20 protein-coding genes are annotated in these 21875 nt (G+C 72.9%); 9 read left to right on the top strand and 11 right to left on the bottom strand.

The genetic code is table 11. The features are described 5' to 3' along the window. Positions 1 to 49: 49 nt before the first annotated feature. Positions 50 to 1561 (top strand): acyl-CoA synthetase, encoded by a 1512-nt coding sequence (locus IE242_RS33930; protein WP_189866314.1) that lies wholly within the window; start codon positions 50 to 52, stop codon positions 1559 to 1561. Between the two features lie 41 nt (positions 1562 to 1602). Here IE242_RS33930 and IE242_RS33925 read toward each other — a convergent pair whose 3' ends face one another. Further along, positions 1603 to 3276 carry a PHP domain-containing protein gene (locus IE242_RS33925; RefSeq protein ID WP_189866312.1) on the bottom strand — a complete coding sequence of 558 codons (1674 nt, stop codon included), beginning with the start codon at positions 3274 to 3276 and terminating at the stop codon, positions 1603 to 1605. Positions 3277 to 3632: 356 nt separating this feature from the next. Between IE242_RS33925 and IE242_RS33920 the strand changes: the two genes are divergently transcribed. Beyond that, on the top strand, positions 3633 to 4973 hold the full coding sequence (locus IE242_RS33920; RefSeq protein WP_189866310.1) for a 6-phospho-beta-glucosidase: 1341 nt from the start codon (positions 3633 to 3635) through the stop codon (positions 4971 to 4973). Between the two features lie 210 nt (positions 4974 to 5183). Then, the gene (locus tag IE242_RS33915) at positions 5184 to 6047 is read left to right on the top strand and encodes a sulfotransferase family protein (RefSeq protein WP_189866352.1); all 864 of its coding nucleotides are present in this window, start codon (positions 5184 to 5186) and stop codon (positions 6045 to 6047) included. A gap of 38 nt (positions 6048 to 6085) precedes the next feature. Here the strand turns inward: IE242_RS33915 and IE242_RS33910 are convergent, their stop codons facing one another. After that, positions 6086 to 7207, bottom strand: coding sequence for an ATP-grasp domain-containing protein (locus tag IE242_RS33910; protein WP_189866308.1), 1122 nt, complete (start codon positions 7205 to 7207; stop codon positions 6086 to 6088). A gap of 275 nt (positions 7208 to 7482) precedes the next feature. Between IE242_RS33910 and IE242_RS33905 the strand changes: the two genes are divergently transcribed. Together IE242_RS33905 and IE242_RS33900 are read left to right on the top strand one after the other, a co-directional pair. After that, positions 7483 to 8388, top strand: coding sequence for a metallophosphoesterase family protein (locus IE242_RS33905; protein WP_189866306.1), 906 nt, complete (start codon positions 7483 to 7485; stop codon positions 8386 to 8388). Further along, the gene (locus tag IE242_RS33900; RefSeq protein WP_189866304.1) at positions 8339 to 9070 is read left to right on the top strand and encodes a 4'-phosphopantetheinyl transferase family protein; all 732 of its coding nucleotides are present in this window, start codon (positions 8339 to 8341) and stop codon (positions 9068 to 9070) included. Before IE242_RS33905 ends, IE242_RS33900 begins: the two co-directional genes overlap by 50 nt. A gap of 40 nt (positions 9071 to 9110) precedes the next feature. Here the strand turns inward: IE242_RS33900 and IE242_RS33895 are convergent, their stop codons facing one another. Then, the gene (locus tag IE242_RS33895; protein WP_189866302.1) at positions 9111 to 9338 is read right to left on the bottom strand and encodes a hypothetical protein; all 228 of its coding nucleotides are present in this window, start codon (positions 9336 to 9338) and stop codon (positions 9111 to 9113) included. Between the two features lie 243 nt (positions 9339 to 9581). Here IE242_RS33895 and IE242_RS33890 point away from each other — a divergent pair, with 243 nt between their 5' ends. After that, positions 9582 to 10622 carry an alpha/beta fold hydrolase gene (locus IE242_RS33890; protein ID WP_189866300.1) on the top strand — a complete coding sequence of 347 codons (1041 nt, stop codon included), beginning with the start codon at positions 9582 to 9584 and terminating at the stop codon, positions 10620 to 10622. Between the two features lie 210 nt (positions 10623 to 10832). On the opposite strand, the gene IE242_RS33885 is transcribed toward IE242_RS33890, so the two are convergent. Together IE242_RS33885 and IE242_RS33880 are read right to left on the bottom strand one after the other, a co-directional pair. Then, entirely contained in the window at positions 10833 to 11363 is a 531-nt protein-coding gene (locus tag IE242_RS33885; protein WP_189866298.1) for a toxin-antitoxin system, toxin component, read from the bottom strand. Positions 11364 to 11395: 32 nt separating this feature from the next. Continuing rightward, positions 11396 to 12061, bottom strand: coding sequence for a helix-turn-helix domain-containing protein (locus IE242_RS33880; RefSeq protein WP_189866297.1), 666 nt, complete (start codon positions 12059 to 12061; stop codon positions 11396 to 11398). A 264-nt stretch (positions 12062 to 12325) separates the two neighbouring features. Here IE242_RS33880 and IE242_RS33875 point away from each other — a divergent pair, with 264 nt between their 5' ends. Then, positions 12326 to 13000, top strand: a complete 675-nt coding sequence (locus tag IE242_RS33875; protein WP_189866295.1) for an MmyB family transcriptional regulator — start codon at positions 12326 to 12328, stop codon at positions 12998 to 13000. A 43-nt stretch (positions 13001 to 13043) separates the two neighbouring features. On the opposite strand, the gene IE242_RS33870 is transcribed toward IE242_RS33875, so the two are convergent. From IE242_RS33870 to IE242_RS33855, 4 genes are read right to left on the bottom strand one after another with little or no spacing between them, the layout of a single operon-like run. After that, positions 13044 to 13877 carry an ABC transporter ATP-binding protein gene (locus tag IE242_RS33870; protein WP_229859792.1) on the bottom strand — a complete coding sequence of 278 codons (834 nt, stop codon included), beginning with the start codon at positions 13875 to 13877 and terminating at the stop codon, positions 13044 to 13046. 32 nt (positions 13878 to 13909) lie between these two features. After that, positions 13910 to 14659, bottom strand: coding sequence for an ABC transporter permease (locus IE242_RS33865; RefSeq protein WP_189866350.1), 750 nt, complete (start codon positions 14657 to 14659; stop codon positions 13910 to 13912). 26 nt (positions 14660 to 14685) lie between these two features. Next, positions 14686 to 15453 carry an ABC transporter permease gene (locus IE242_RS33860; RefSeq protein WP_229859797.1) on the bottom strand — a complete coding sequence of 256 codons (768 nt, stop codon included), beginning with the start codon at positions 15451 to 15453 and terminating at the stop codon, positions 14686 to 14688. 56 nt (positions 15454 to 15509) lie between these two features. Then, entirely contained in the window at positions 15510 to 16478 is a 969-nt protein-coding gene (locus tag IE242_RS33855) for an ABC transporter substrate-binding protein (RefSeq protein ID WP_189866293.1), read from the bottom strand. A gap of 236 nt (positions 16479 to 16714) precedes the next feature. On the opposite strand from IE242_RS33855, the gene IE242_RS33850 reads away from it, so the two are divergent. Together IE242_RS33850 and IE242_RS33845 are read left to right on the top strand one after the other, a co-directional pair. Next, the gene (locus IE242_RS33850) at positions 16715 to 17548 is read left to right on the top strand and encodes an IclR family transcriptional regulator domain-containing protein (protein ID WP_189866291.1); all 834 of its coding nucleotides are present in this window, start codon (positions 16715 to 16717) and stop codon (positions 17546 to 17548) included. 177 nt (positions 17549 to 17725) lie between these two features. Further along, positions 17726 to 19783: a phosphocholine-specific phospholipase C gene (locus IE242_RS33845; protein WP_189866289.1), complete on the top strand. Its 2058-nt coding sequence runs from the start codon at positions 17726 to 17728 to the stop codon at positions 19781 to 19783. A 16-nt stretch (positions 19784 to 19799) separates the two neighbouring features. Here IE242_RS33845 and IE242_RS33840 read toward each other — a convergent pair whose 3' ends face one another. Then, on the bottom strand, positions 19800 to 20780 hold the full coding sequence (locus IE242_RS33840; protein WP_189866287.1) for a hypothetical protein: 981 nt from the start codon (positions 20778 to 20780) through the stop codon (positions 19800 to 19802). Next, complete coding sequence (locus IE242_RS33835) at positions 20777 to 21655, bottom strand: phosphatase PAP2 family protein (RefSeq protein WP_189866285.1); 879 nt, start codon at positions 21653 to 21655, stop codon at positions 20777 to 20779. The genes IE242_RS33840 and IE242_RS33835 overlap by 4 nt, the downstream gene beginning before the upstream one ends. Positions 21656 to 21875 lie beyond the last annotated feature (220 nt).

Here is a 21875-nt window from a genome sequence, read left to right as displayed (position 1 = left end):
GAGCTGTCACCCTGGTCCCGTCCGTGGACGCCACCTCAGGGGGCCGTACATGCGCAACGAGGGACTGGGTTCCTGGCCCGCCCGCAGGGCCCGCAAGACCCCGCACCGCACCGCCCTGGTGCACGGCGACAGCACGGTCGGCTACGCCGAGCTGTACGAGCGCACCACCCGCCTCGCGCATGCCCTGCGCGCGCGGGGAGTGCGTCGCGGTGACCGCATCGCCTACCTCGGACCCAACCACCCCTCCTTCCTGGAGACGCTGTTCGCGGCGGGCACGCTCGGCGCGATCTTCGTCCCGCTCAACACCCGTCTCGCCGGCCCCGAGATCGCCCACCAGCTCGCCGACTCCGGCGCCGGGACCCTCGTGTACGGCCCGTCCCACGCCGGGCTCGTCGCCGGGCTGCCGGGCGACCCGGATGTCCGTACGTACCTCCAGGTCGGGGCCGGGTACGACGCGGCGGTCGCCGGGGCCGCGCACGAGCCGATCGACGAGCCCGTCGCCGCCGACGACACCTGCCTCATCCTCTACACCTCGGGGACGACCGGCCGCCCCAAGGGCGCGATGCTCAGCCACGCCAACGTCACCTGGAACGCGGTCAACTTCCTGATCGACAAGGACCTCCACGCCGACGAACAGGCCCTGGTCTCCGCCCCGTTGTTCCACATCGCCGGACTGACCGTGCTCACCTTGCCGGTGCTGCTCAAGGGCGGCACCTGCGTCCTCGTCGAGGCGTTCGACCCCGGCGAGACCCTCGACCTCGTCGCACGCCACCGGATCACCTACATGTTCGGCGTACCCGCCATGTTCGAGCGGATCGCCCGGCACCCCCGCTGGGCGGCGGCGGACCTGTCCAGCCTGCGCATGCTCAGCTGCGGCGGCGCCCCGGTCCCGACGCCGCTGATCGAGACGTATCTGGCCCGCGGTCTGACCTTCCTCCAGGGCTACGGGACGACGGAGGCGCTCGGTGTCCTCTTCCTCGACGGCGAGACTTCCGTGAGCAAGGCGGGCTCGGCGGGCGTCCCGCACTTCTTCGCCGACGTGACGGTCGCCGGGCCGGACCTCACCCCGGTCGGCCCCGGCGGGACGGGTGAGGTGCTGGTGCGCGGGCCGGCCGTGATGTCGGGGTACTGGGGGCTGCCGGACGAGACGGCGGCGGCCTTCACCGACGGCTGGTTCCGCACCGGGGACGCCGCCCGGGTCGACGAGGACGGCCACGCCCACATCGTCGACCGGATCAAGGACATGATCATCTCCGGTGGCGAGAACGTCTACCCCGCCGAGATCGAGGACCGGCTCCTCGCCCACCCCGACATCGCGGAGTGCGCGGTGATCGGTGTCCCCGACGCCGCGTGGGGCGAGGTACCGCGCGCGGTCGTGGTGCCTCGCCAGGGCGCCGAGCTGGACCCCGACGAGGTGCTCGCCTCGCTGGTCGGACGGCTCGCCAAGTACAAGATCCCCAAGTCGCTCGTGATCACCGGCGAACTCCCGCGGACCGCCTCCGGCAAGCTCCTGAAGACCCAGGTGCGCAGGCGGTACGGGACCCCCGAAGGAAACGCTTGAGGGCCGTTTCGACGACAGGGTCCCGCACCCTCACCGCATGCTCATGCGCCCACCACGTCCACGAACACCGGGTTGGAGTAGAACCACGTGTCCTCCCACGGGTCGCCGTCGCCCGGCTCGTGCGGGACCGGGCCGTGCGGGTCGATCGCGGCCCCCAGGTGCCCCGCGCCGTTCCGCTTGCCGTCACTGCCGCGCAGGCGGACGTAGAAGGACCCGTCCCCGGCGGTGAGCGGGACGCGCAGGGTGTACGTGCCCTTCCGGCCGCTCACGTCCCTGGTGTGGACGACCCTGGTGTCGGGCGCCCGCCACGCGTCCCGGTCGGCGACGGGACCGCGCACCGCGCCCCGGATGACGTCCACGTGGGCCAGCTCGGGCAGGACGCCGTGGGGGTTCGGGCGTGAGGCGGACGTCACGGTGACGGACAGCGTGAGCCGGTCGCCCTCGCGGACGCGCAGCCGCCCGCCGAGCGTCACGCCCCGTCCGTGGTCGCGGTCCCGCTTCAGGCGCACCTCGAGCCCGTCGAGCAGATGCCCGTGGTCGAGCCAGACGCGGCCCGCGCGCAGGCCCGCCATCACCGCCCGGTGGCCGTGCCGGGTGACGCCGACGTGGGTGCGGCTGAACTGGCCGGGCCAGAAGTCGCTGCCGGGCTGCGGCGTGTCGGTGTTCACCGGGTCGGGGAGCCTGCCGGTGTCGTCGAAGTTCTGGCCGGGCGCCCAGTCGCCGTTCCGCCAGGTGTCGTGGACGATGCGGTGGGCGTCGGAGTTGGTGGTGACCGAGAACAGCCTGCCCTCGGCGAGCAGGGAGTCCCACAGCCCGCCGACGGTCGCCGTCGCCCAGTCGAAGCCGCCGTACGTGAGGTACGCGGCCGCCGGATAACCGGGCCAGGACTGCGCGGACGGCTTGTTCTCGTACTCGCCGCGGATCGAGGCCGCCCCGCGCAGGCCGGGGAGGGCGGCGCCCTGCGCACCGGGCGCGCCCTCCATGCCGATCATGATGCCGGGAGCGGCGTCGCGCCATGCGCGCATCTCGTGCGGGGAGTCGATGCCGAGGCGCAGCGGATGGTTGGCGAGGACGAGCACGTCGTCGATGTACCCCGAACGACGCTGCCGCGCCAGCCACTTGAGGGCCGCCACGGCGTGCGCCTCGTTGCGCGCGGTGGCGGTGTCGGCGGCGCCGCCCTTGTCGTGGCCCAGCAGCTTGCCGTCGTAGGCGAGCTCGAACCGCGTGAGCAGTTCCGCCTCGTTGCGCCCCGGCGCCACGAAGACCGTGCCGTGTTCGGCGCCCGGGATGTACCACTCCAGCCCCTGGAAGATCAGCTGGCGCGGGTTCTCGGCCCGGGCCCTGAGGATCTCCGCGCGCTCCAGCCGGGCTCCGTGAGCGGCGTGCCCGGCGTTGGAGTGCTCGGTGAACACCATCCAGTCCAGGCCGTACTCGGCTCCCGCCCGGGCGAGCTGGGAGAACGTGTACTTGGCGTCGTGGCTGTAGACGGTGTGGACGTGGTGGTCGCCGACGAGGTAGGCGAGGCGGGGGTCCTCGCCGCCCGGGCGCCGGGAGCCGGCGGCGGCCACCGAGGGCACCGCGAGCGATCCGGCGGCGAAGGCGGCGCCGAAGAGGCCCACGCGGCGCAGGAGCCCGCGACGGGAGAGGCCCTGCGGGTCGAGGGCCGAGGGGGAGACGGAAGGGTCGGCCCAGGCGGGCAACTGCCGGTCGGACATGGTCGGTGCGTTCCTCGGAGTGCTCAGTGGCCAGTGGTCATTGGTCGCGGGAGTTGGCGCTCTCGGGAGTCGGTGGTCGCGGGAGTTGGCGGTCTCGGGAGTCGGAGGTGCCAGTGGTCGTCCACGGCGGCAGCCGACGCATCCGGCCGGCCCTCCGTCGCCGTCGTTCACCTGCCGGAGAATGCCGTGACCCCAGGTCTCCGGGATGAAGACGCCCTGAAGACCCGGCGTGGGGCGGATGACTGCCCGATGATCGGCGGCGCGACCGTCCGTCGAGCGGCTTCCGGCGGCTTCCGGACGGCGTGCGGGTAGCTTCGGGGAAGGTGATCAGGACGGCGAAGGCGGGAAGTGACGGCGTGAAGCTGACGATTCTGGGCGGCGGCGGATTCCGGGTGCCGCTCGTGTACGGGGCGCTCCTCGGGGACCGCGGCGAGGGCCGGGTCACCCGGGTCGTGCTGCACGACCTGGACGCCGGACGGCTGTCCGCCATGACCCGGGTCCTGGCCGAGCAGGCCGCGGGGGTCCCCGACGCGCCCGGGGTGAGCGCCACCACCGACCTCGACGAGGCCCTGCGCGGCGCCGGCTTCGTCTTCTCCGCGATCCGCGTCGGGGGCCTCCAAGGGCGGGCGGACGACGAGCGGGTGGCCCTCGCGGAGGGCGTCCTCGGGCAGGAGACGGTGGGCGCGGGCGGGATCGCGTACGGCCTGCGCACCGTGCCCGTCGCCGACGGCATCGCCCGGCGGGTCGCCCGGCTCGCCCCCGACGCCTGGGTCATCAACTTCACCAACCCGGCCGGCCTGGTCACCGAGGCGATGTCCCGCCACCTCGGCGACCGGGTGATCGGCATCTGCGACTCGCCGGTCGGCCTCGGCCGCCGTATCGCCCGCGTGCTCGGCGTCGCCGACCCGCGCGAGGCGTGGATCGACTACGTCGGACTCAACCACCTCGGCTGGGTACGGGGCCTGCGCGTCGCGGGCCGCGACGAACTCCCGCGCCTGCTCGCGGACACCGGACTGCTCGGTACCTTCGAGGAGGGCCGGCTCTTCGGCGCGGAGTGGCTCCAGTCGCTGGGCGCGATCCCCAACGAGTACCTGCACTACTACTACTTCAACCGGGAGACCGTACGCGCCTACCAGGAGGCCGAGCGCACCCGCGGCGCCTTCCTGCGCGACCAGCAGGCCCGCTTCTACGACGAGATGCGGCGCCCGGACGCCGGGGCGCTGCGGACCTGGGAGCGCACCCGCAACGAGCGCGAGGCCACCTACATGGCGGAGAACCGGGAGGCGGCGGGCGCCGGCGAGCGCGAGGCCGACGACCTGTCCGGAGGCTACGAGAAGGTCGCCCTCGCCCTCATGCGGGCCATCGCCCGCGACGAGCGCGCGACCCTGATCCTCAACGTCCGCAACGGGCGCACCCTGCCGGTCCTCGACCCCGAGGCCGTCATCGAGGTGCCCTGCCTCGTCGACGGCAACGGGGCGCATCCCTTCTCCGTCGATCCGCTGCCCGGCCACGCCACCGCACTGGTGTGCGCGGTGAAGGCCGTCGAGCGGGAGGTCCTCGCCGCCGCCGAGTCGGGCTCCCGCAGGACCGCGGTGAAGGCCTTCGCGCTGCATCCGCTCGTCGACTCCGTGAACGTGGCCCGCAGGCTGGTCGACGGCTACACCGCGGTGCACCCGGGACTCGCCTATCTGAAGTGAACCGGCACCGGAACGAACCGGAGTGAACGCTTCCCATCAACAATTAAGGAAGCGGAGAAACACCTGGTCGCGGCGGGTGCACGACCCGCCGCGATCCCGCCGCGTCCCCCGCTCGTTCCCTTCCCGACACTTTCGGTTCGCCTGCCGCCCCTGTGATGCGGGAGCACCAGGAGCAGTGAGCAGGAGGGTGTCAACGTGGGAGACCCGCGTATGTCCGCGATCGGCAAGGGGCTCAGGCGCCGCGGCAGGCTGATGGTCCAGGCGGTGAGCCCGCCGCGCCGCGGGCTCGGTGCCGTGCCCTCGCCCCGCCCGACCGACGGGGCCGAGGCGTACGAGGCCCCGCGCGCCCCGCGCCTGGTGGAGTCGCCGGTGTTCGTCCTGTCCTCCGTGCGGTCCGGCTCGACCCTGCTGAGGGTCCTGCTGAACAGCCACAGCCGTATCCGGGCCCCGCACGAGATGCATCTGCGCACCGTGCACGCCCGTTTCGCCCGCGACTTCACCGCCGACGCCATGAAGGCGCTCGAACTCGACCGGACCGAGATCGAGCATGTGCTGTGGGACCGGCTGCTGCACCTCGAACTCACCCGCAGCGGCAAGGAGATCATCGTCGACAAGACCCCGCCGAACACCCTCATCTGGCCGCGGCTGAACCGCTGCTGGCCGAACGCCCGGTACATCCTGCTGCTGCGCCACCCGGGCGCGGTCATCACCTCGCTGACCCACCGGCGCACGGACCCGGACCCCGAGGCCATCCGCGCCGAGGTGTCGCGGTACAGCGAGAAGCTGGAGGAGGCCCGGCAGAGCCTCCCCGTCCACATGATCAAGTACGAGGAGCTCACCGCCGAGCCGGAGAAGGTGACGCGGGGCCTGTGCGACCACCTGGACGTGCCCTGGGAGCCCGGCATGCTCGACTACGGCAGCCAGGACCACGGCACCTTCCGCCCCCAGCTCGGGGACTGGTCCAGCACCATCAAGTCGGGGCGCATCCAGCGCGCCCGCGAGGCCGGTCCGGAGGCTCCGCTCTCCCCGCGCCTGGCGGAGATCGCGCGGGCGTGGGGCTATCCGGACCGGTGAGGGCAGACCTCCGGTGAGGCCGCCCGCGGCCCGGCCGCTCACACCGCCAGCGGGCTGCCCGTCGACGCCGGCCGCACGGCGGGGGCGGCGGATGCGGCGGAGCCCGCGGCCGCATCCGGACGCTGGTAGGGCAGGGACACCGGGCGCACCGGGCGGGGACCGGAGACGACCGCGTAGTCCTGGCCGAGGCGCTGCGGACGCAGCTCGCCCGGGTCCTCGCCGAGCGCCAGCCGCACCGCCGCCCAGGGCGCGTTGAGACCGCACAGGGACAGCTGGTGGAGGCCGCCCGCCGGGCGGGTGTTGACGTCCATGAGGACCGGCTCGTCCCCGAACATGCGGAACTGGATGTTCGTCAGGTAGTGCAGGCCGAAGCCCTCCGCGATCCGGCGGGCCGGCTCGATGACCGACGGGTGCAGCGTGAAGCCGCGGCGGCGGCCGTTCTTCGTGCGGCCCACCGCCATGCGGACCCGCCCGTCGGGGCCGGTGAGGCAGTCCACGGACACCTCCGGCTCCGCCAGCCGGGGCATCACCAGCCAGTCGACCGGCTCCCCGGCCCCGCGCAGCGCCGCCACGACCAGGTCGAGCGGCACGTACGGGCCAGGGAACCCGCTCAGATGTGCGAGCGAGAACGGGGCGCGGGTCACGACCCGGAAGCCCACGCCGCCCGCGCCGGCCGCCGGCTTGAAGCACACCGTGTGCCCGGCGGCCTCCAACTCCTCGACAGCGGCGAGCAGTTGGTCCGCGTTCCGGGCGCGGTGGTACGGCGGCACCGGCACCCCGAGCGCCTCGACGGCCTCGTACGCCGTCACCTTGTCCTCGAACACCCGGACGGCCTCCGCGGGCGGCGCCAGCAGGGCCGTGCCCGCGGCCGCGAAGTCCGCGCGGTGCGCGGCGACGGCCGCCTGGTGCAGCCGGGGCACGAACACGTCGACGCCCCGCCGCCGGCACTGGTCGAGGGCGTACTCCACGTACGCGGCCGGGGACAGGCCCTCCGGTTCCAGCTCGGCGGTGTCGGCGGCGGCCAGCACGGGGGAGTCGGGGTCGCCGTGGGTGGCGTGGATCTCGACCGGGCGGCCCTGCGGATTGCTTCTCAGCTGATCCATGAAGAACACGTTCTCCGCGTACGTGCGGTTGAGCCAGACGCGTACGCGAGAGACCATGCAGGCCGCCTTTCGAGGGTTCGCGGGCAGGGGGGAGCGGGCCGTGCCCGGCCAGGGGGAGTGGGGTACGCCCGACCGCCGTACGCTGACGACGGGGCGCGGCGGTGGTGGTAGGGGCGATCATAGAGCCACGCGGACCCCTGTTTCTGTCACGCGCGTGTTAATCCTGTGTGCCGGACGCGGCGGACGCACCCGCGGGCTGGGCGGGGGCGCACTTGTCCGGCGGTGCGCCTATGTGATCTCGTGTTACCAACGGGTCAGTGGAGGGAGCGAGGGTGGAGCCGACGGCCGGCCGCACGGGGAGTCTGTTAGCCATCAGCGATCTCCATGTCGCCTATCCCGAGAACCGTGCGCTGGTGGAGGGGCTCCGTCCCGAGAGCGACGGCGACTGGCTCCTGGTGGCCGGGGACGTCGCCGAGACCGTCGCCGACATCCGCTGGACCCTCGAGACCCTCGCCGGCCGTTTCGCCAAGGTCGTCTGGACCCCCGGCAACCACGAGCTGTGGACCCACCCGAAGGACCCGGTCACCCTGCGCGGCGCCGCACGGTACGCGCATCTCGTCGAGCTCTGCCGGGAACTGGGCGTCACGACGCCCGAGGACCCGTACCCGGTGTGGGAGGGCCCGGGCGGCCCCGTCGTCGTCGCCCCGCTCTTCCTCCTGTACGACTACTCGTTCCTGCCCGCGGGCTGTACGACGAAGGACGAGGGCCTGGCGTACGCGTACGGGACGGGGGTCGTGTGCACCGACGAGCACATGCTCCACCCGGATCCGTACCCGAGCCGGGAGGCCTGGTGCTGGGCGCGGGTCGCCGAGACCGGGCGACGGCTCGCCGAGCTGCCCGCGGAGCTGCCGACGGTGCTGGTCAACCACTACCCCCTGGACCGGCACCCGACGGACGTCCTGCACTACCCCGAGTTCGCGATGTGGTGCGGCACCCGGCTGACCGCCGACTGGCACCGCCGCTTCCGTGTCGCCGCGATGGTCTACGGCCATCTGCACATCCCGCGGACCACCCGGCTGGACGGGGTCCGCTTCGAGGAGGTGTCGGTGGGCTATCCCCGCGAGTGGCGCCCGCGCCCGGAACCGCCGGGAAGGCCGCGCCGCATTCTGCCGATGGAGGTCGGACCCGGTGATCGAGGAGCTGCTCCCGGAGCCGGTCGTGGTCGTGGAGAGACATGACGACGACCACGACCGGGCCGGCGCGGACGACGGCACGGACACGGCCGGGGGCGCGGTGCTCTTCCCCGAGGAGGAGGCGCTCATGGCACGGGCGGTGCACAAGCGCCGCCGCGAGTTCACCGCCGTGCGCGGCTGTGCCCGCCGGGCCATGGAGAAGCTCGGCGTGCCCGCGCAGGCGATTCTGCCCGGCGAGCGGGGCGCGCCCGTCTGGCCGGCCGGGCTGACCGGCAGCATGACGCACTGCGAGGGCTACTGCGCCGCCGCGCTCGTCCGCGCCGCCGACCTCGCCTCCCTGGGCATCGACGCCGAGCCGCACGCGCCCCTCCCGGAGGGCGTGCAGGAGGCGATAGCCCTGCCCGCCGAGGAGGACCGGCTGCGCCGGCTGACGGCCGGCCGGCCCGGTGTGCACTGGGACCGGCTGCTGTTCAGTGCCAAGGAGTCGGTCTACAAGGCGTGGTTCCCCCTCACGGGCAAGTGGCTGGACTTCGCGGAGGCCGACATCGACGTGTCCGCGGACCCCGGCGCCCGCACGGGCACCTTCCGCGCCGAACTCCTCGTCCCCGGGCCCGTGGTGAACGGCCGCCGGATCACGGCCTTCGACGGCCGCTGGATCGTGCGGCGGGGTCTGGTGGCCACGGCGGTGCGGGTGCCGTTCCCGGCGGGGGTCCCGGGAACCCGGTGATCGGGGTGACCCCAGTGGGCCGGCGCCACCGCCACCGCGGTCACACCTCGGCGCACCAGCTCCTGAGCAGCCGGAAGAATTCCTCCTCGTTGCCCGCGAACCCGGCTGCCGTCAGTGCCCTTTCGGCCTCCGCCAGCGCGACGGTCGGCACCAGCGGTGGCCGGTCTCCGTTCGGCGGACCGTCGAAGGCGGCTCGTACGGTCCGCGTCAGCCGCAGATAGGCCTGGACGGCGGCGCGTTCGCGGTCGGTCAGTACGGCGGTCTGCATCGGACGGCTCTCCCTGGTCGGACGGGTCAGGACGGTTCCATCGGCATGTGCGCCGCCGGCACGGCGGTGGCACACCCCCAGCTTGCCGCCCACCACTGACAATCCCGTTCCCGTGCCCGGAGGTTCGCCCGCTCAGCGGAGGGGAATCCTCACGAAACCCCTGGAAAAGCGGGCGTTTCGCGCCGGAGGTACCGGAGGGGACGCCTTCGGCCGCCGCGGCGGCCCGAGGACAGGAGGCAGCCCGTGGACGAAGCACCGCGCCGGCGCCCACTCTGTGCCCGTCTGCGGTCGGTCGCCGACGGGGAGCTGGAACTGCGCCACCGGGTCGTACACGGCTACCGCCGCGCGTACCGCCTGGCCGGGGAGGGCCCCCCGCTCGTCCTCATCCACGGCATCGGCGACTCCTCGGCGACCTGGGCCGAGGTCATCCCCGACCTCGCCCGCCGGCACACCGTGATCGCGCCCGACCTCCTCGGCCACGGAGCCTCGGACAAGCCGCGGGCCGACTACTCCGTGGCCGCGTACGCCAACGGGGTGCGCGACCTGCTCACCGCGCTCGGCATCGAGTCCGCCACCCTGGCCGGGCACTCGCTGGGCGGCGGCGTGGCGATGCAGTTCGCCTACCAGTTCCCCGAGCGCACCGAGCGGCTGATCCTGGTCAGCGCCGGAGGGGTGGGCCGTGAGGTGAACCCCGTGCTGCGGGCCGTGTCGCTGCCGGGCGCCCAGCTGCTGCTGGCCCTGCTGAGGCTGCCCGGGATGCGGGTCCAAGTGGAGCTGTTCGCCCGGCTGATGAGGTTCCTGGACACCGATCTGGGGCAGGACGCGCCCGAGCTGCTGACCCTGGTGGACGCGCTGCCCGACGCGACCTCCCGCAACGCCTTCATCCGTACGCTGCGGGCCGTGGTCGACTGGCGCGGCCAGGCGGTGACCATGCTGGACCGCTGCTATCTGACCGAGGGCATGCCGACCATGCTGATGTGGGGCGACCGGGACAGCGTGGTGCCGGTACGGCACGCCTACCGTGCCCACGAGGCGATGCCCGGCAGCCGGCTGGAGATCTTCGAAGGGGCGGGCCACTTCCCGTTCCACACCGATCCCGCGCGCTTCCTCGCCCTCGTCGACGACTTCGTCGGGGGCACGCTCCCGGCCGACTGGAGCCGCGAGCACTGGCGGGAACTGCTGCTGGCGGGCCGCCCGGCGACAGCGGCCGGCCGGCCGGACACCGCGCACAGCCGCGCCGTCGGAGAGGACCTGAAGGAGGCGAGCGAACGCAGCGCCACCTGATGCCTCCGGCGGCCACCGGCTACGCCGCCCGTCACCCTCTGCGCCGCCCGTCACCCTCTGCGGCGCCCGCCGCTGCCTGCGGTGCCTCTCATCACCTGCGGTGCTCACTACCGCCTGCGGTGCCTGCGAAGCCCGCCCCCCGATGGCGACAGCCGCCACCGGCCGGGCCGGAACCCCGCGCCGCGGCAGCCTCAGGACCTGCCGGACCCCTCAGCCCTGCGGCCCGTGATACCCCAGCGAGGTCTCGATCCGGCCCGCGAGATGGTCGCGCTGCACGGGTCCGCGCAGCGCGGAACCGGCCAGCCACGTACGGCACTTGCTGGCCAGCAGAAGCCCGAAGCTCTCCGCGTCCTGCTCCTCGCTCAGGTCGAACCGGGTGCGCGCCGCGACCTTCAGCACGGTCGCCCGCAGATCCGCCTCGTCGTTCGCCAGCCGCGCCGCGACCACGGCGCCTTCCAGGTCATGGCCGTGGTGCCCGGCCTGCATGTGCCACAACTCATGGCCGAGGATCACCAGCTGGTGGTCGGGCGCGGTGCGCTCCTCGATGACGATCAGGTCCTGGTCGGCCATGTCCAGCCACAGCCCGCTGGCGGTGCCGGGCGGGAAGGGGGCCGTACGGTGGCGGACGGGACGGCCGCGGCGTCTGCTCATGGCGTCGCACAGCGCGGTGCGCAGAACGGCCGGCTCCGCCGGCGCCGTGAGCGAGAGCTCACCGACCAACTCGCCGCACAGACGGCGCATATCCCTTCCGATGCCCACAGTTCTCCCCCGATTCAGGACTCGGGTCGCTTGACGCTCTCCAGGAGCATGTCGAGCCACTCCGCCACTTTGTCGCGGTGCTGGTCGGTGGGCAGCTGAGCGGCCCGCCAGGCGATGCCGCGGACACCGTGGTTCTGCAGCAGGCGCTCCAGCGGATCGTCGGCGGCCCGCTCGCCGCGCGCGGCCTCGCGCTCACGGTCGGCGAGCTGCTGGAGGAGCTCCTGCTCGGTGCGCATCAGCACGCTCGCGAGCGCCTCCGGGTCCTCGGCCGTGAGGAACCCCGCGTGCACGCGGAAGAACCGCTGGATGGCGTCGCAGTGCTCCATCGTGGGCCGCCGGTCGCCGTTGATGAGGGCGCCCGCCTGCTGGCGCGACATGCCCGCCCCGTCGGCGATCTCCTGCTGGGTGTACTTGCGGCCGTTGGGCTTGAGACGGGTACGCCGCAGCAGGTCGAGACGCTGCAGGAAGCGCGCCTGCACATCCGGTTCCCCGGCGGGCCGGCCGCCGAGCAGGGCCTTCACCACGGGCTCCGGAACACCGGAGGCCACCGAGAGGCGGTGCCCGTCGAAGATCTCCTCATGGGGCACGCCCAGCCGGTCGGCGAGCGCGGTGACACGGGCCACGACGGCCGGCAGCACCACCGACGCCGCGGCGTCCGGACCCTCGAAGCCATCCGTCACCGACAGATCTCCCACGTCTCTCTCAAGCCAATCTCATGATGGTGCGGAACGACCCGGGACGCGAGGTCGCCGGCACCGGCAACCACCGTGAACTGCGTGGAGATTAGCCCCAGACTCGAACTCGCATCCAGGTCTCGCCACAATTGTGGCGAGATTCAGCCGTCAACGGGCACCGAATGCCACGATAGTTGACACGGCTCGTTCACGGGCGACAGGATCAAGACGCCACGTGAAGGCCGCAGAGGCAAGAGGGGTGACCTCCCGATGGCATATCAGGCAGGAGGGCAGCGGTCCGCACCGCGGCCCGTCCCCACACGTCCCGAGGCGCAGGCGTACCTGGACGACTACGCCACCTACCTGGAGGCCGTCCCCTTCCCGTCCGTCGTCTTCGACCACCGCTGGGACGTCGTGCTGTCCAACAGCGCGTACGAGAAGCTGTTCCACGGCGTCGGCCCGCACCCGACGGCCATGCCCGGCGACAACTTCCTCAGATTCGTGCTCTTCCACCCCGACGCGGCCACCGTGCTCGGCGAGCACGAGTCCAGCTGGTGCCTGCCGATGCTGGCCGGCTTCGCCGCCGCCGTGGAGCGCCACGGCCAGGACCGGGGCCTGCAGTCCATCCGCCGGGACATCGCCCAGGACCCCATCATGGACGCCGCCTACCGCCAGGGCCTGCCGCACTGGATCCGTGCGGTCGGCCCCGGCGCCGCCGAGGACGACGGCGCCGTGCGCCCGCTGCTCCACCCCGACCCGCGCTGGGGCAGAACCGACTGCAGAGTCGTCGGTGAGACCCCGAAGACCCTGCAGGACATGGGATACACGCGCCTGACGCTGGTGCTGCGCGAGGCCCGGCGTACGGCGTCCGGCTCGTCGCGCGGGACCGGGCGCGCCCGGCGTACGGCGACCCATCTCAGCGTGGTGCCCGCTCCGGAGGCGTGACAGCCTCGCGGGCCTTCCCCAAGAACCCCGACACCGCCGGCGTTCAGGTCGCCGGCGGCGTCGGGGTTCGTCCCGGAACGGTGGGCGCGTCCGCCGTCGGCACCGCTGCCGTCCCGCGCTTCGCCGCCTGCACCTGTGCGTACACATGGGTGCGCAGCTCGGCGAAGCGCGGGGCCACGCGGGTGTGCAGCTGGTCCCGCTCCGGCGGCAGGTCGATCCTCAGCTGCTCCTGGACGACGGTCGGGGAGGCGGACAGCACCAGGACGCGTTCGCCGAGGTAGACGGCCTCGTCGATGTCGTGGGTGACGAAGAGGACCGTGATGCCGCGCTCCCGCCACAGCCCGCGCACCAGGTCCTCCAGATCGGCGCGCGTCTGCGCGTCGACCGCCGCGAACGGCTCGTCCATCAGCAGCACGTCCGGCTCGTACGCGAGCGCGCGGGCGATCGCCACGCGCTGCTGCATCCCGCCCGACAGCTGCCACGGGTACGCCCCCGCCGCGTCCGCCAGACCGACGGACCGCAGCGCGTCGGCGACCAGGTCGCGACGGCGGGATCCGGGCAGTTTCTTCTGCTTCAGCGGGAGTCCGACGTTCTCGGCGACCCTCATCCAGGGGAACAGGGAGCGCCCGTACTCCTGGAAGACCACCGCCATGCCGGGCGGCGGACCGGTCACCGGCCGGCCCCGCAGCAGTACCTCACCGGCCGTGGGCGCCAGCAGCCCGGCCACACACTTCAGCAGGGTGGTCTTGCCGCAGCCCGACGGGCCGACCAGGCAGACGAGTTCCCCGGCGCCGACCGTGAAGGTGAGGTCCCGTACCGCCTCCACCCGGCGGCCGGATCCCTCGTAGACCTTGCCCAGCCCCCGTACGTCAAGCATGACCCGCCCTTTCACGAGACCCTCGGCACCTGTCACGACGACCGCCGTGAGGACGCGCGCAGACCGTGGTACCAGCCGAGCACCCGCCGCTCGACCAGCTGGAAGACGACCGACAGCAGGAACCCGAGCAGTCCGAGCAGCAGGATGCCCGTCCACATGCCGGGGATCGCGAACTGCCGCTGGAACTGCACAATGGTGAAGCCGAGCCCGTTGCTGGCCGCGAACATCTCGCTGATCACCATCAGGATGATCCCGATGGACAGCGCCTGCCGCAGTCCCGTGAAGATCTGCGGGCTCGCCGAGCGCAGCACGACGTGGCGCAGCCGGGCGGCCCCCGTGATGCCGTAGCCGCGGGCCGTCTCGGCCAGGACCGGGTCCACCGCCCGTACGCCTTCGACGGTGTTGAGCAGGACCGGCCAGACGCAGCCGCTCGCGATCACGGCCACCTTCATGGTGTCGCCGATGCCCGCGAACAGCATGATGACCGGCACGAGGACCGGCGGCGGCACCGCGCGGAGAAACTCCAGCACCGGTTCGCACACCGCCCGCACCCGCCGGCAGGAGCCGATGACCGTGCCCAGCGCGACACCCAGCACGGCCGCCGCCGTGTACCCGGCCAGCAGCCGCAGCAGGCTCGGCAGCACGTCGGCGCGGAGCCGCTCGCCCGTCCACACGTCCGGGAACGTGGTCAGGATCGTACGGAGCGGGGGCCAGTACACGTCGGTGCTGTCCGCCGACGCGAACCACCACACCGTCACCAGCAGCGCGGGAAGAGCGAGCATGAGGGCGAGCCCTCGTGCCAGGCGCCTCACACCGCCACCTCCCCGCGCACCGACTGGTGCCAGGCCAGCGCCCGCCGCTCCACCGTGCGCGCGCCCACGTTGATCAGCAGCCCCAGCACTCCGGTCACCACCACCAGCGCGTACATCTCCGGCACCGCCTGAGAGGTCTGTGCGACCGCGATGCGCGCGCCGAGCCCGGGTGCGCCGATGACGAGTTCGGCGGTCACCGCGAGGATGAGCGCGACCGCGGCGGCCAGCCGCACGCCCGTCATGACGTACGGCAGGGCCGTCGGCCACAGGACGTGCCGGACGCGGGCCCAGGTGCCGAGGCCGTAGGCGCGGGCCGTCTCCTCGGCGACCGGGTCGACGTCCCGCACGCCGTACAGGGTCTGGAGCAGCACCTGCCAGAAGGACGCGTACACCACCAGCAGGAGCACCGAGCGCAGTTCGGTGCCGTACAGCAGCACCGCGAGGGGGATCAGGGCGACCGACGGAATGGGCCGCAGGAACTCGATCGTGGACGCCGTCGCCTCCCGGAGATACGGGACGACCGAGATCACGACCCCCGCGAGGACACCCGCCGTCACCGCGATCGCCAGCCCCAGTGCCCACCCGGTGAGCGTGTCGCCGAGCGCGGTCCAGAAGGCGCCGTCGCCGAGCTCGCCGGCGAGCGCGTCCGCGATCCGGCTGACCGGCGGGAAGTACTCCGCGGAGACGACGCCGAGCCGCGGCACCGCCTCGCACAGGGCGAGGAAGCCCCCGAGGCCGGCCGCGCCCAGGGCGGCGTTCGTCAGGCCCGGGGGACCGCCCCGCGCCCGCTCCGGTGGGGCACCGTCGAGGTGTCCGTCCTTCACGGCAGCAGCGCGTCCAGGTCGGGCGACTTCTTGAAGAGCCCGTCCTCATTGCCCAGCTTCAGGAGGGCCATGATCGAGGCGCGGTTGGCCTCGGCGGGCCACTTCGGCAGCGTCACCTGCTCCAGCGTTGCCGCCGGGATCTTCGTGTAGGTGGTGACGACCTCGCGGACCTCGTCGGGATGGGCGTCGGCGTACGCGAGGGACTCCGCGGTGGCCTCCCGGAATCTCTTCACCAGCTCCGGGTTCTCCTGTGCGTACTTCTCCGAGGTGAAGTACATGGCGACGGTGAGCTTGTCGGCGATGTCGACGAGCGACGAGGCGATCTCGGTGCCGCCCTGTGCCTTGATCGTGGCGAGCGCGGGTTCGACGACCATGGCGGCGTCGACCTGGCCGTTCTCCAGGGCCGCGGGCATCTGGTCGAAGGCGAGCTCGACGAGCTCCACCTTGTCGGGGTCGCCGCCGTCCTGGCGCACCGAGTTGCGCACCGCCGTCTCGTTGATGTTCTTCAGGGTGTTGACGGCGACCTTTCTTCCCTCCAGCTCCTTCGGCGTCTTGACGGGGCTGCCCTTCTTCACCATCAGCCCGCCGAAGTCCTCGCCCTCCACCCCCGAGGAGGAGGCGCCGTTGACGACGGCCCTGACGGGTACGCCGTTGCTCTGGGCGATCATCAGCGAGGTCACGTTGGAGAAGCCGAACTGGAACTGGCCGCTGACCACACCCGGCACGATCGCCGCGCCGCCCTGCGCGGGGCTGAGCGACAACTTCAGGCCCCGCTCCTCGAAGAAGCCTTTCTTCTCGCCAAGGTAGAGGGGCGCCACGTCCACGATCGGGATGATGCCGACCTTGACGGTGGTGATGCCCCCGGACTCCTTGTCCGCGGGCTCGTCGTCGGAGCCGGACGAACCGCAGGCCGGCAGGGCGGCCAGTACGGTGCCGACGGCGAGGCCGGCGAGCAGACGACGCATGACTCCTCCTGGAGGGATCCCGATGTTCCTCGACAGGCTGTGCGTACGGGTGTGCGCAGACCGCACTGAAGTGCTCAGCGGGAACGTAAGGCCCCGGCCCGGCAGGGTCAATGCCCTTGGCGCGCAAGGCCGTTGACAGCTCAGGAAGCGGACTCCTAGCGTGCGCAGAACGCACCCTCGTGCGTACAGAACGCACTCTTCCGCGTGTCCTCGTGGCGGCGACGATGGAGGCGGCGATGCCTGTGGGAGCCCGCGAACCGCACTTCGTCCGGTCCTTCGAGCGCGGGCTCGCGGTCATCCGGGCCTTCGACGCCGAGCACCCGTCGCTGACGATCGGCGAGGTCGCCCGCGCCTGCGAGCTGACCCGCGCGGCGGCCCGCCGCTTCCTGCTCACCCTCGCCGACCTCGGGTACGTCCACACCGACGGCCGGCTGTTCCGGCTCACCCCGCGCGTGCTCGAACTCGGCTACGCCTATCTGTCCAGTTTCACGCTGCCCGAGCTGGCCGCACCGCATCTGGAGCGGCTCGTGGAGCAGGTGGGGGAGTCGTCGTCGCTGTGCGTCCTCGACGGGGACGCCGTCGTGTACGTGGCGCGGGTGCCCACCCGGCGCATCATGACCGTGACGATCACCGTGGGCACCCGCTTCCCGGCCCAGGCGACATCGGTGGGCCGGGTGCTCCTCGCGCACCGGCCGGACGAGGAGGTCGACGCCTGGCTCGCCCGGGCCGAACTGCGGCCCCTGACCGGGCGCACCGTCACCTCGCCGGAGCAGCTGAGGACGGAGCTGCGGCGGGTACGGCGGCAGGGGTACGCCATCGTCGACCAGGAGCTGGAGGAGGGGCTGCGCTCGGTCGCCGCCCCGGTGCGGGACCGGGACGGCGAGGTGGTCGCGGCGGTGAACATCCCCGTGCCCGCCGGCCGCAGCTCCGCGGAGTCGGTGCGCCGCGACCTGCTGCCCCAGCTGCTGGCCACGGTGTGCCGGATCGAGGCCGACCTGTGCGTGGCGGGTACGGCGACGCCCACGGGCCGGGCGCCGGCCGTTCTCCCCGGCACCGCGACACGCGGTTGACCTGGGGGCGCGCCCGCGGACCCCCTGCCGCCGACGGCCGGCCGGTGGTGTTCGCACCGCGGACCACCGCGCGTCACACGGACGACACAGCCCCTTCCCCGTAGTTCGCTGCCCTTTGATCACTCCCAGCACGCGTTCCATCCGTCGCATCACACCAGGACAAGAGGTCACCCACCCATGCCCGAAGTCAACCGGCGCCGATTCCTCCAGCTCGCGGGTGCCACCACCGCGTTCACCGCGCTCTCGAGCAGCATCGAGCGCGCCGCAGCGCTGCCCGCGAACCACCGCACCGGGACGATCGAGGACGTCGAGCACATCGTCGTCCTGATGCAGGAGAACCGGTCCTTCGACCACTACTTCGGCGCGCTCAGAGGCGTCCGCGGCTTCGGTGACCCGCACCCCGTGACCCTGCCGAACGGCAAGTCGGTCTGGCACCAGCCGGACGGCGACGGCGAACTGCTGCCCTTCCACCCCGAGGCCGACGACCTCGGCATGCAGTTCCTGGAGGGCCTGCCGCACAGCTGGCCCGACGGGCAGGAGGCCTACAACGGCGGCAAGTACGACCGGTGGGTCCCCGCCAAGGGCACCACCACCATGGCGTACCTGACCCGCGAGGACATCCCGTTCCACTACGCGCTCGCCGACACGTTCACCGTCTGCGACGCGTACCACTGCTCGTTCATCGGCTCCACCGACCCGAACCGCTACTACATGTGGTCCGGCCACACCGGCAACGACGGCAAGGGCGGCGGCCCGGTCCTCGGCAACGAGGAACTCGGCTACGACTGGACGACCTACCCCGAGCGCCTGGAGCGGGCCGGGATCTCCTGGAAGATCTACCAGGACATCGGCGACGGCCTGGACGCGAAGGGCTCCTGGGGCTGGATATCCGACGCCTACCGCGGCAACTACGGCGACAACTCCCTCCTCTACTTCAACAAGTACCGCAACGCCCAGCCCGGCGACCCGCTGTACGACAAGGCCCGCACCGGTACGGACGTCAAGGCGGGCGACGGCTACTTCGACCGGCTGAAGGCGGACGTGAAGGCGGACCGGCTGCCGCAGATCTCGTGGATCGCGGCCCCCGAGGCCTTCAGCGAGCACTCGAACTGGCCCTCCAACTACGGCGCCTGGTACATCGCGCAGGTCCTGGACGCGCTCACCTCCAACCCCGCGGTCTGGGCGAAGACGGCACTGTTCATCACGTACGACGAGAACGACGGCTTCTTCGACCACATCGTGCCGCCGCTGCCGCCGGCCTCCGCCGCGCAGGGCAAGTCGACCGTCGACGTCTCCCTCGACCTCTTCCCGGGCAGCGGCAGCCGGGTCGCCGGGCCCTACGGCCTCGGCCCGCGCGTGCCGATGCTGGTCGTGTCGCCGTGGAGCAAGGGCGGCTACGTCTGCTCCGAGACCTTCGACCACACCTCCATCGTCCGGTTCATGGAGCGCCGCTTCGGGGTCCGCGAGCCGCAGATCTCGCCCTGGCGCAGGGCCATCTGCGGCGACCTGACCAGCGCCTTCGACTTCTCGCGCAAGGACAGCAGGCCGGCCGCGCTGCCGGACACCGACGCGTACGAGCCGCAGGACCGCGACCGTCACCCCGACTACCGTCCGACGCCGCCGTCCGACGCGCGCCTGCCCCGGCAGGAGCGCGGGCTGCGCCCCGCCCGCCCGCTGAGGTACGCGCCGTCCGTGGACGGCTCGGCGGACCCGGCGGCCGGGACGTTCACGCTGACCTTCGCCTCCGGGGCCAGGGCGGGAGCCGCCTTCCACGTCACCTCCGGCAACCGCACGGACGGCCCGTGGACGTACACCACCGAGGCGGGGAAGCGCGTCTCCGACACCTGGAACGCGGCGTACTCGAACGGCTCGTACGACCTGACCGTGCACGGCCCCAACGGCTTCCTGCGCGTCTTCCGGGGTCCGGGCGGGGCGGCCGGTCCCGAGGTGACCGCCCGGCACGCGGGCGACGACATCGAGCTGTCCTTCACCAACAAGGGCTCCGGCACGGTGAGCCTGAAGATCGTCGATGGATATGGCGGGCGGCCCCGCACGGTGCGCGTGCGGGCCGGCGCCACCGTCCGTCACACCGTGGACCTGCGCGCGAGCAGGCGCTGGTACGACCTGACCGTCACCTCCGAGGGCGACTCCGGCTTCCTGCGCCGGTTCGCCGGGCACGTCGAGAACGGGCGGGCGGGCGTCAGCGACCCGGCGATCGGCGCGCTGGGGCGGTGATGTCGCACCGGTCGCGCTAGAGGCGCGTGAGACGGGTGCCCGGCTGCCTCGGCAGCCGGGCCGGCTCGTGCGGAACCGGGTGCGCGGGCAGCGCGAGGACCGCGGCGACCGGGTGCTCCTCGCCGGCCGGGCCGGCGGGTGACTGCCCGGTGGCGGTGGCGGCGGTGGCAGGGGCCGGTTCCGGTGCCGAGCGGCACAGCGCCACCACGCCGAGTGCCGCCGCCACCGCCCCGGCGAGGGCGAGCAGCAGGCCCGCGGCACCGCCCCGCAGCTGCTCGCCGAGCAGGGAGAGGCCGATCACCGCGGCCGCCACCGGATTGGCCAGCGTGACCACGGCGAGCGGGGCGCCGAGACCGTCCCGGTAGGCGGTCTGCGACAGCAGCAGCCCGCCCGCAGCGAACACCGCGACCAGCACGGCGACGCCGATCACCTGGGCGTCGAACGGCGAGCCCGAGCGGTCCGTCGCGGCCACCGTCACGGTCTGGGTGAGCGCCGACGCGACGCCCGAGGCGACGCCGGACGCGGTCGCGTGCCGCAGCCCGGGCCGGGTGCCGGGCCGGGCCAGCAGCCCGATCAGCGCCGCCGTCGCCCCGGCGACCGCCAGCGCCTCCGGCACGCTCAGTACGTCGTCGGGGGCGGGCCCGGAGGCGGCGGCCAGGAGCGCGGCCAGCCCGCCGAGCGTGAGGGCCGTGCCCCGCCACTCCACGGCGCTCACCCGCCGTCCGGCCAGCCGCGCCCCCAGCGGTACCGCGGCCACCAGGGTCAGCGCGCCGAGCGGCTGCACCACGGTCAGCGGGCCGTACTTCAGGGCCACGACATGCAGCAGGGCGGCCGCCGCGTTCAGCGCGACCGAGCCCCACCACGCCCCGCTCGCCAGCATCCGCAGCGCTCCCGCGCCGCCGCTGCGGGACGCCAGCCGTTCCTGGGCGACGGCCGCGGCGGCGTACGCGACCGCCGAGACCAGCGACAGGACGACGGCGACGAGGAAGGCACTCATCGGCCCGCTCCCGCCAGGGCGACACGGTCGGACGGCAGGAGCTTGTGGTGCCGGGTCCGCCCGGCACCGGACGCGTCCGGTCGTGCCCAGCGCACCGCGGCGAGGGCGAGGCCGAGCAGCGCGGAGGCCACGAGCGAGTCGAGCCAGTAGTGGTTGGCCGTGCCGACGATCACCAGCAGGGTGAGCAGCGGATGCAGCAGCCAGAGCCACCGCAGGCGCGACCGGGTCGCCGCGATCAGGCCGATCGCGACCATCAGCGCCCAGCCGAAGTGCAGCGAGGGCATCGCCGCGAACTGGTTCGCCATGGTGTCGGTGGCCGGCGCCGCCCCGTACACCGTGGGTCCGTACACCCGCCCGGTGTCGACGAGCCCCGACACGTCGAGCATGCGCGGCGGTGCGAGGGGGAAGGCGAGGTGCAGCACGAGGGCGGCGGCGGTGACGGCGGCCAGCGCCCGGCGGGCCCACACGTAGTGCGCCGGGCGCCGCAGATAGAGCCAGACCAGGAAGGCGGCGGTGGCGGGGAAGTGAACGGCCGCGTAGTAGGTGTTCGCCACCCGTATGAGGCCGTCGCCGTGCAGGAGCAGCGACTGGATCGCGCCCTCGCCGGGCAGGTGCAGCGCCCGCTCCCAGCTCCACACGTGGTGCGCGTTGCGGAAGGCCTCGCCGGTGTGCCCGTTGGCCAGCAGCCGGCCGGACTTGTAGACGAGGAAGAGCCCCGCGACGAGCAGCAGCTCACGGACGAGCGGCGGGCGTGCGGCGGGGGAGGGGTCCGGGGGGACGGTGGGGCGTTGCGGGGGTACGGCCGGGCCGGGCGGGGACTGCCGTCGTGCGGGCGCGTCGGACGCGCGTGCCGCCGGTGCGGTTCGGGTTTTCATCCCCGGCCCTTTCGTCCGTGGTCGGGCCGGCGGGTGCGCCGGCTTCTGGTGCTCGCCGCGGCCGTACCGGTACACAGCGAGCTGTACGTGTCAGCGATACACATCAGTACCGATACGGGGCGGTTTCGATACGCCAGTGTACCGATACGCGGTCGTATCGGTACACTGGCGTATCGGAGAGCTGGACAGAGCGAAACAACGGGTCAGTCGGAAAGCGAGG

This window comes from Streptomyces poonensis, assembly GCF_014650915.1.
Classification (GTDB): Bacteria; Actinomycetota; Actinomycetes; order Streptomycetales; family Streptomycetaceae; genus Streptomyces; species Streptomyces poonensis.
This window is presented reverse-complemented; position numbering and strand designations above follow the sequence as displayed.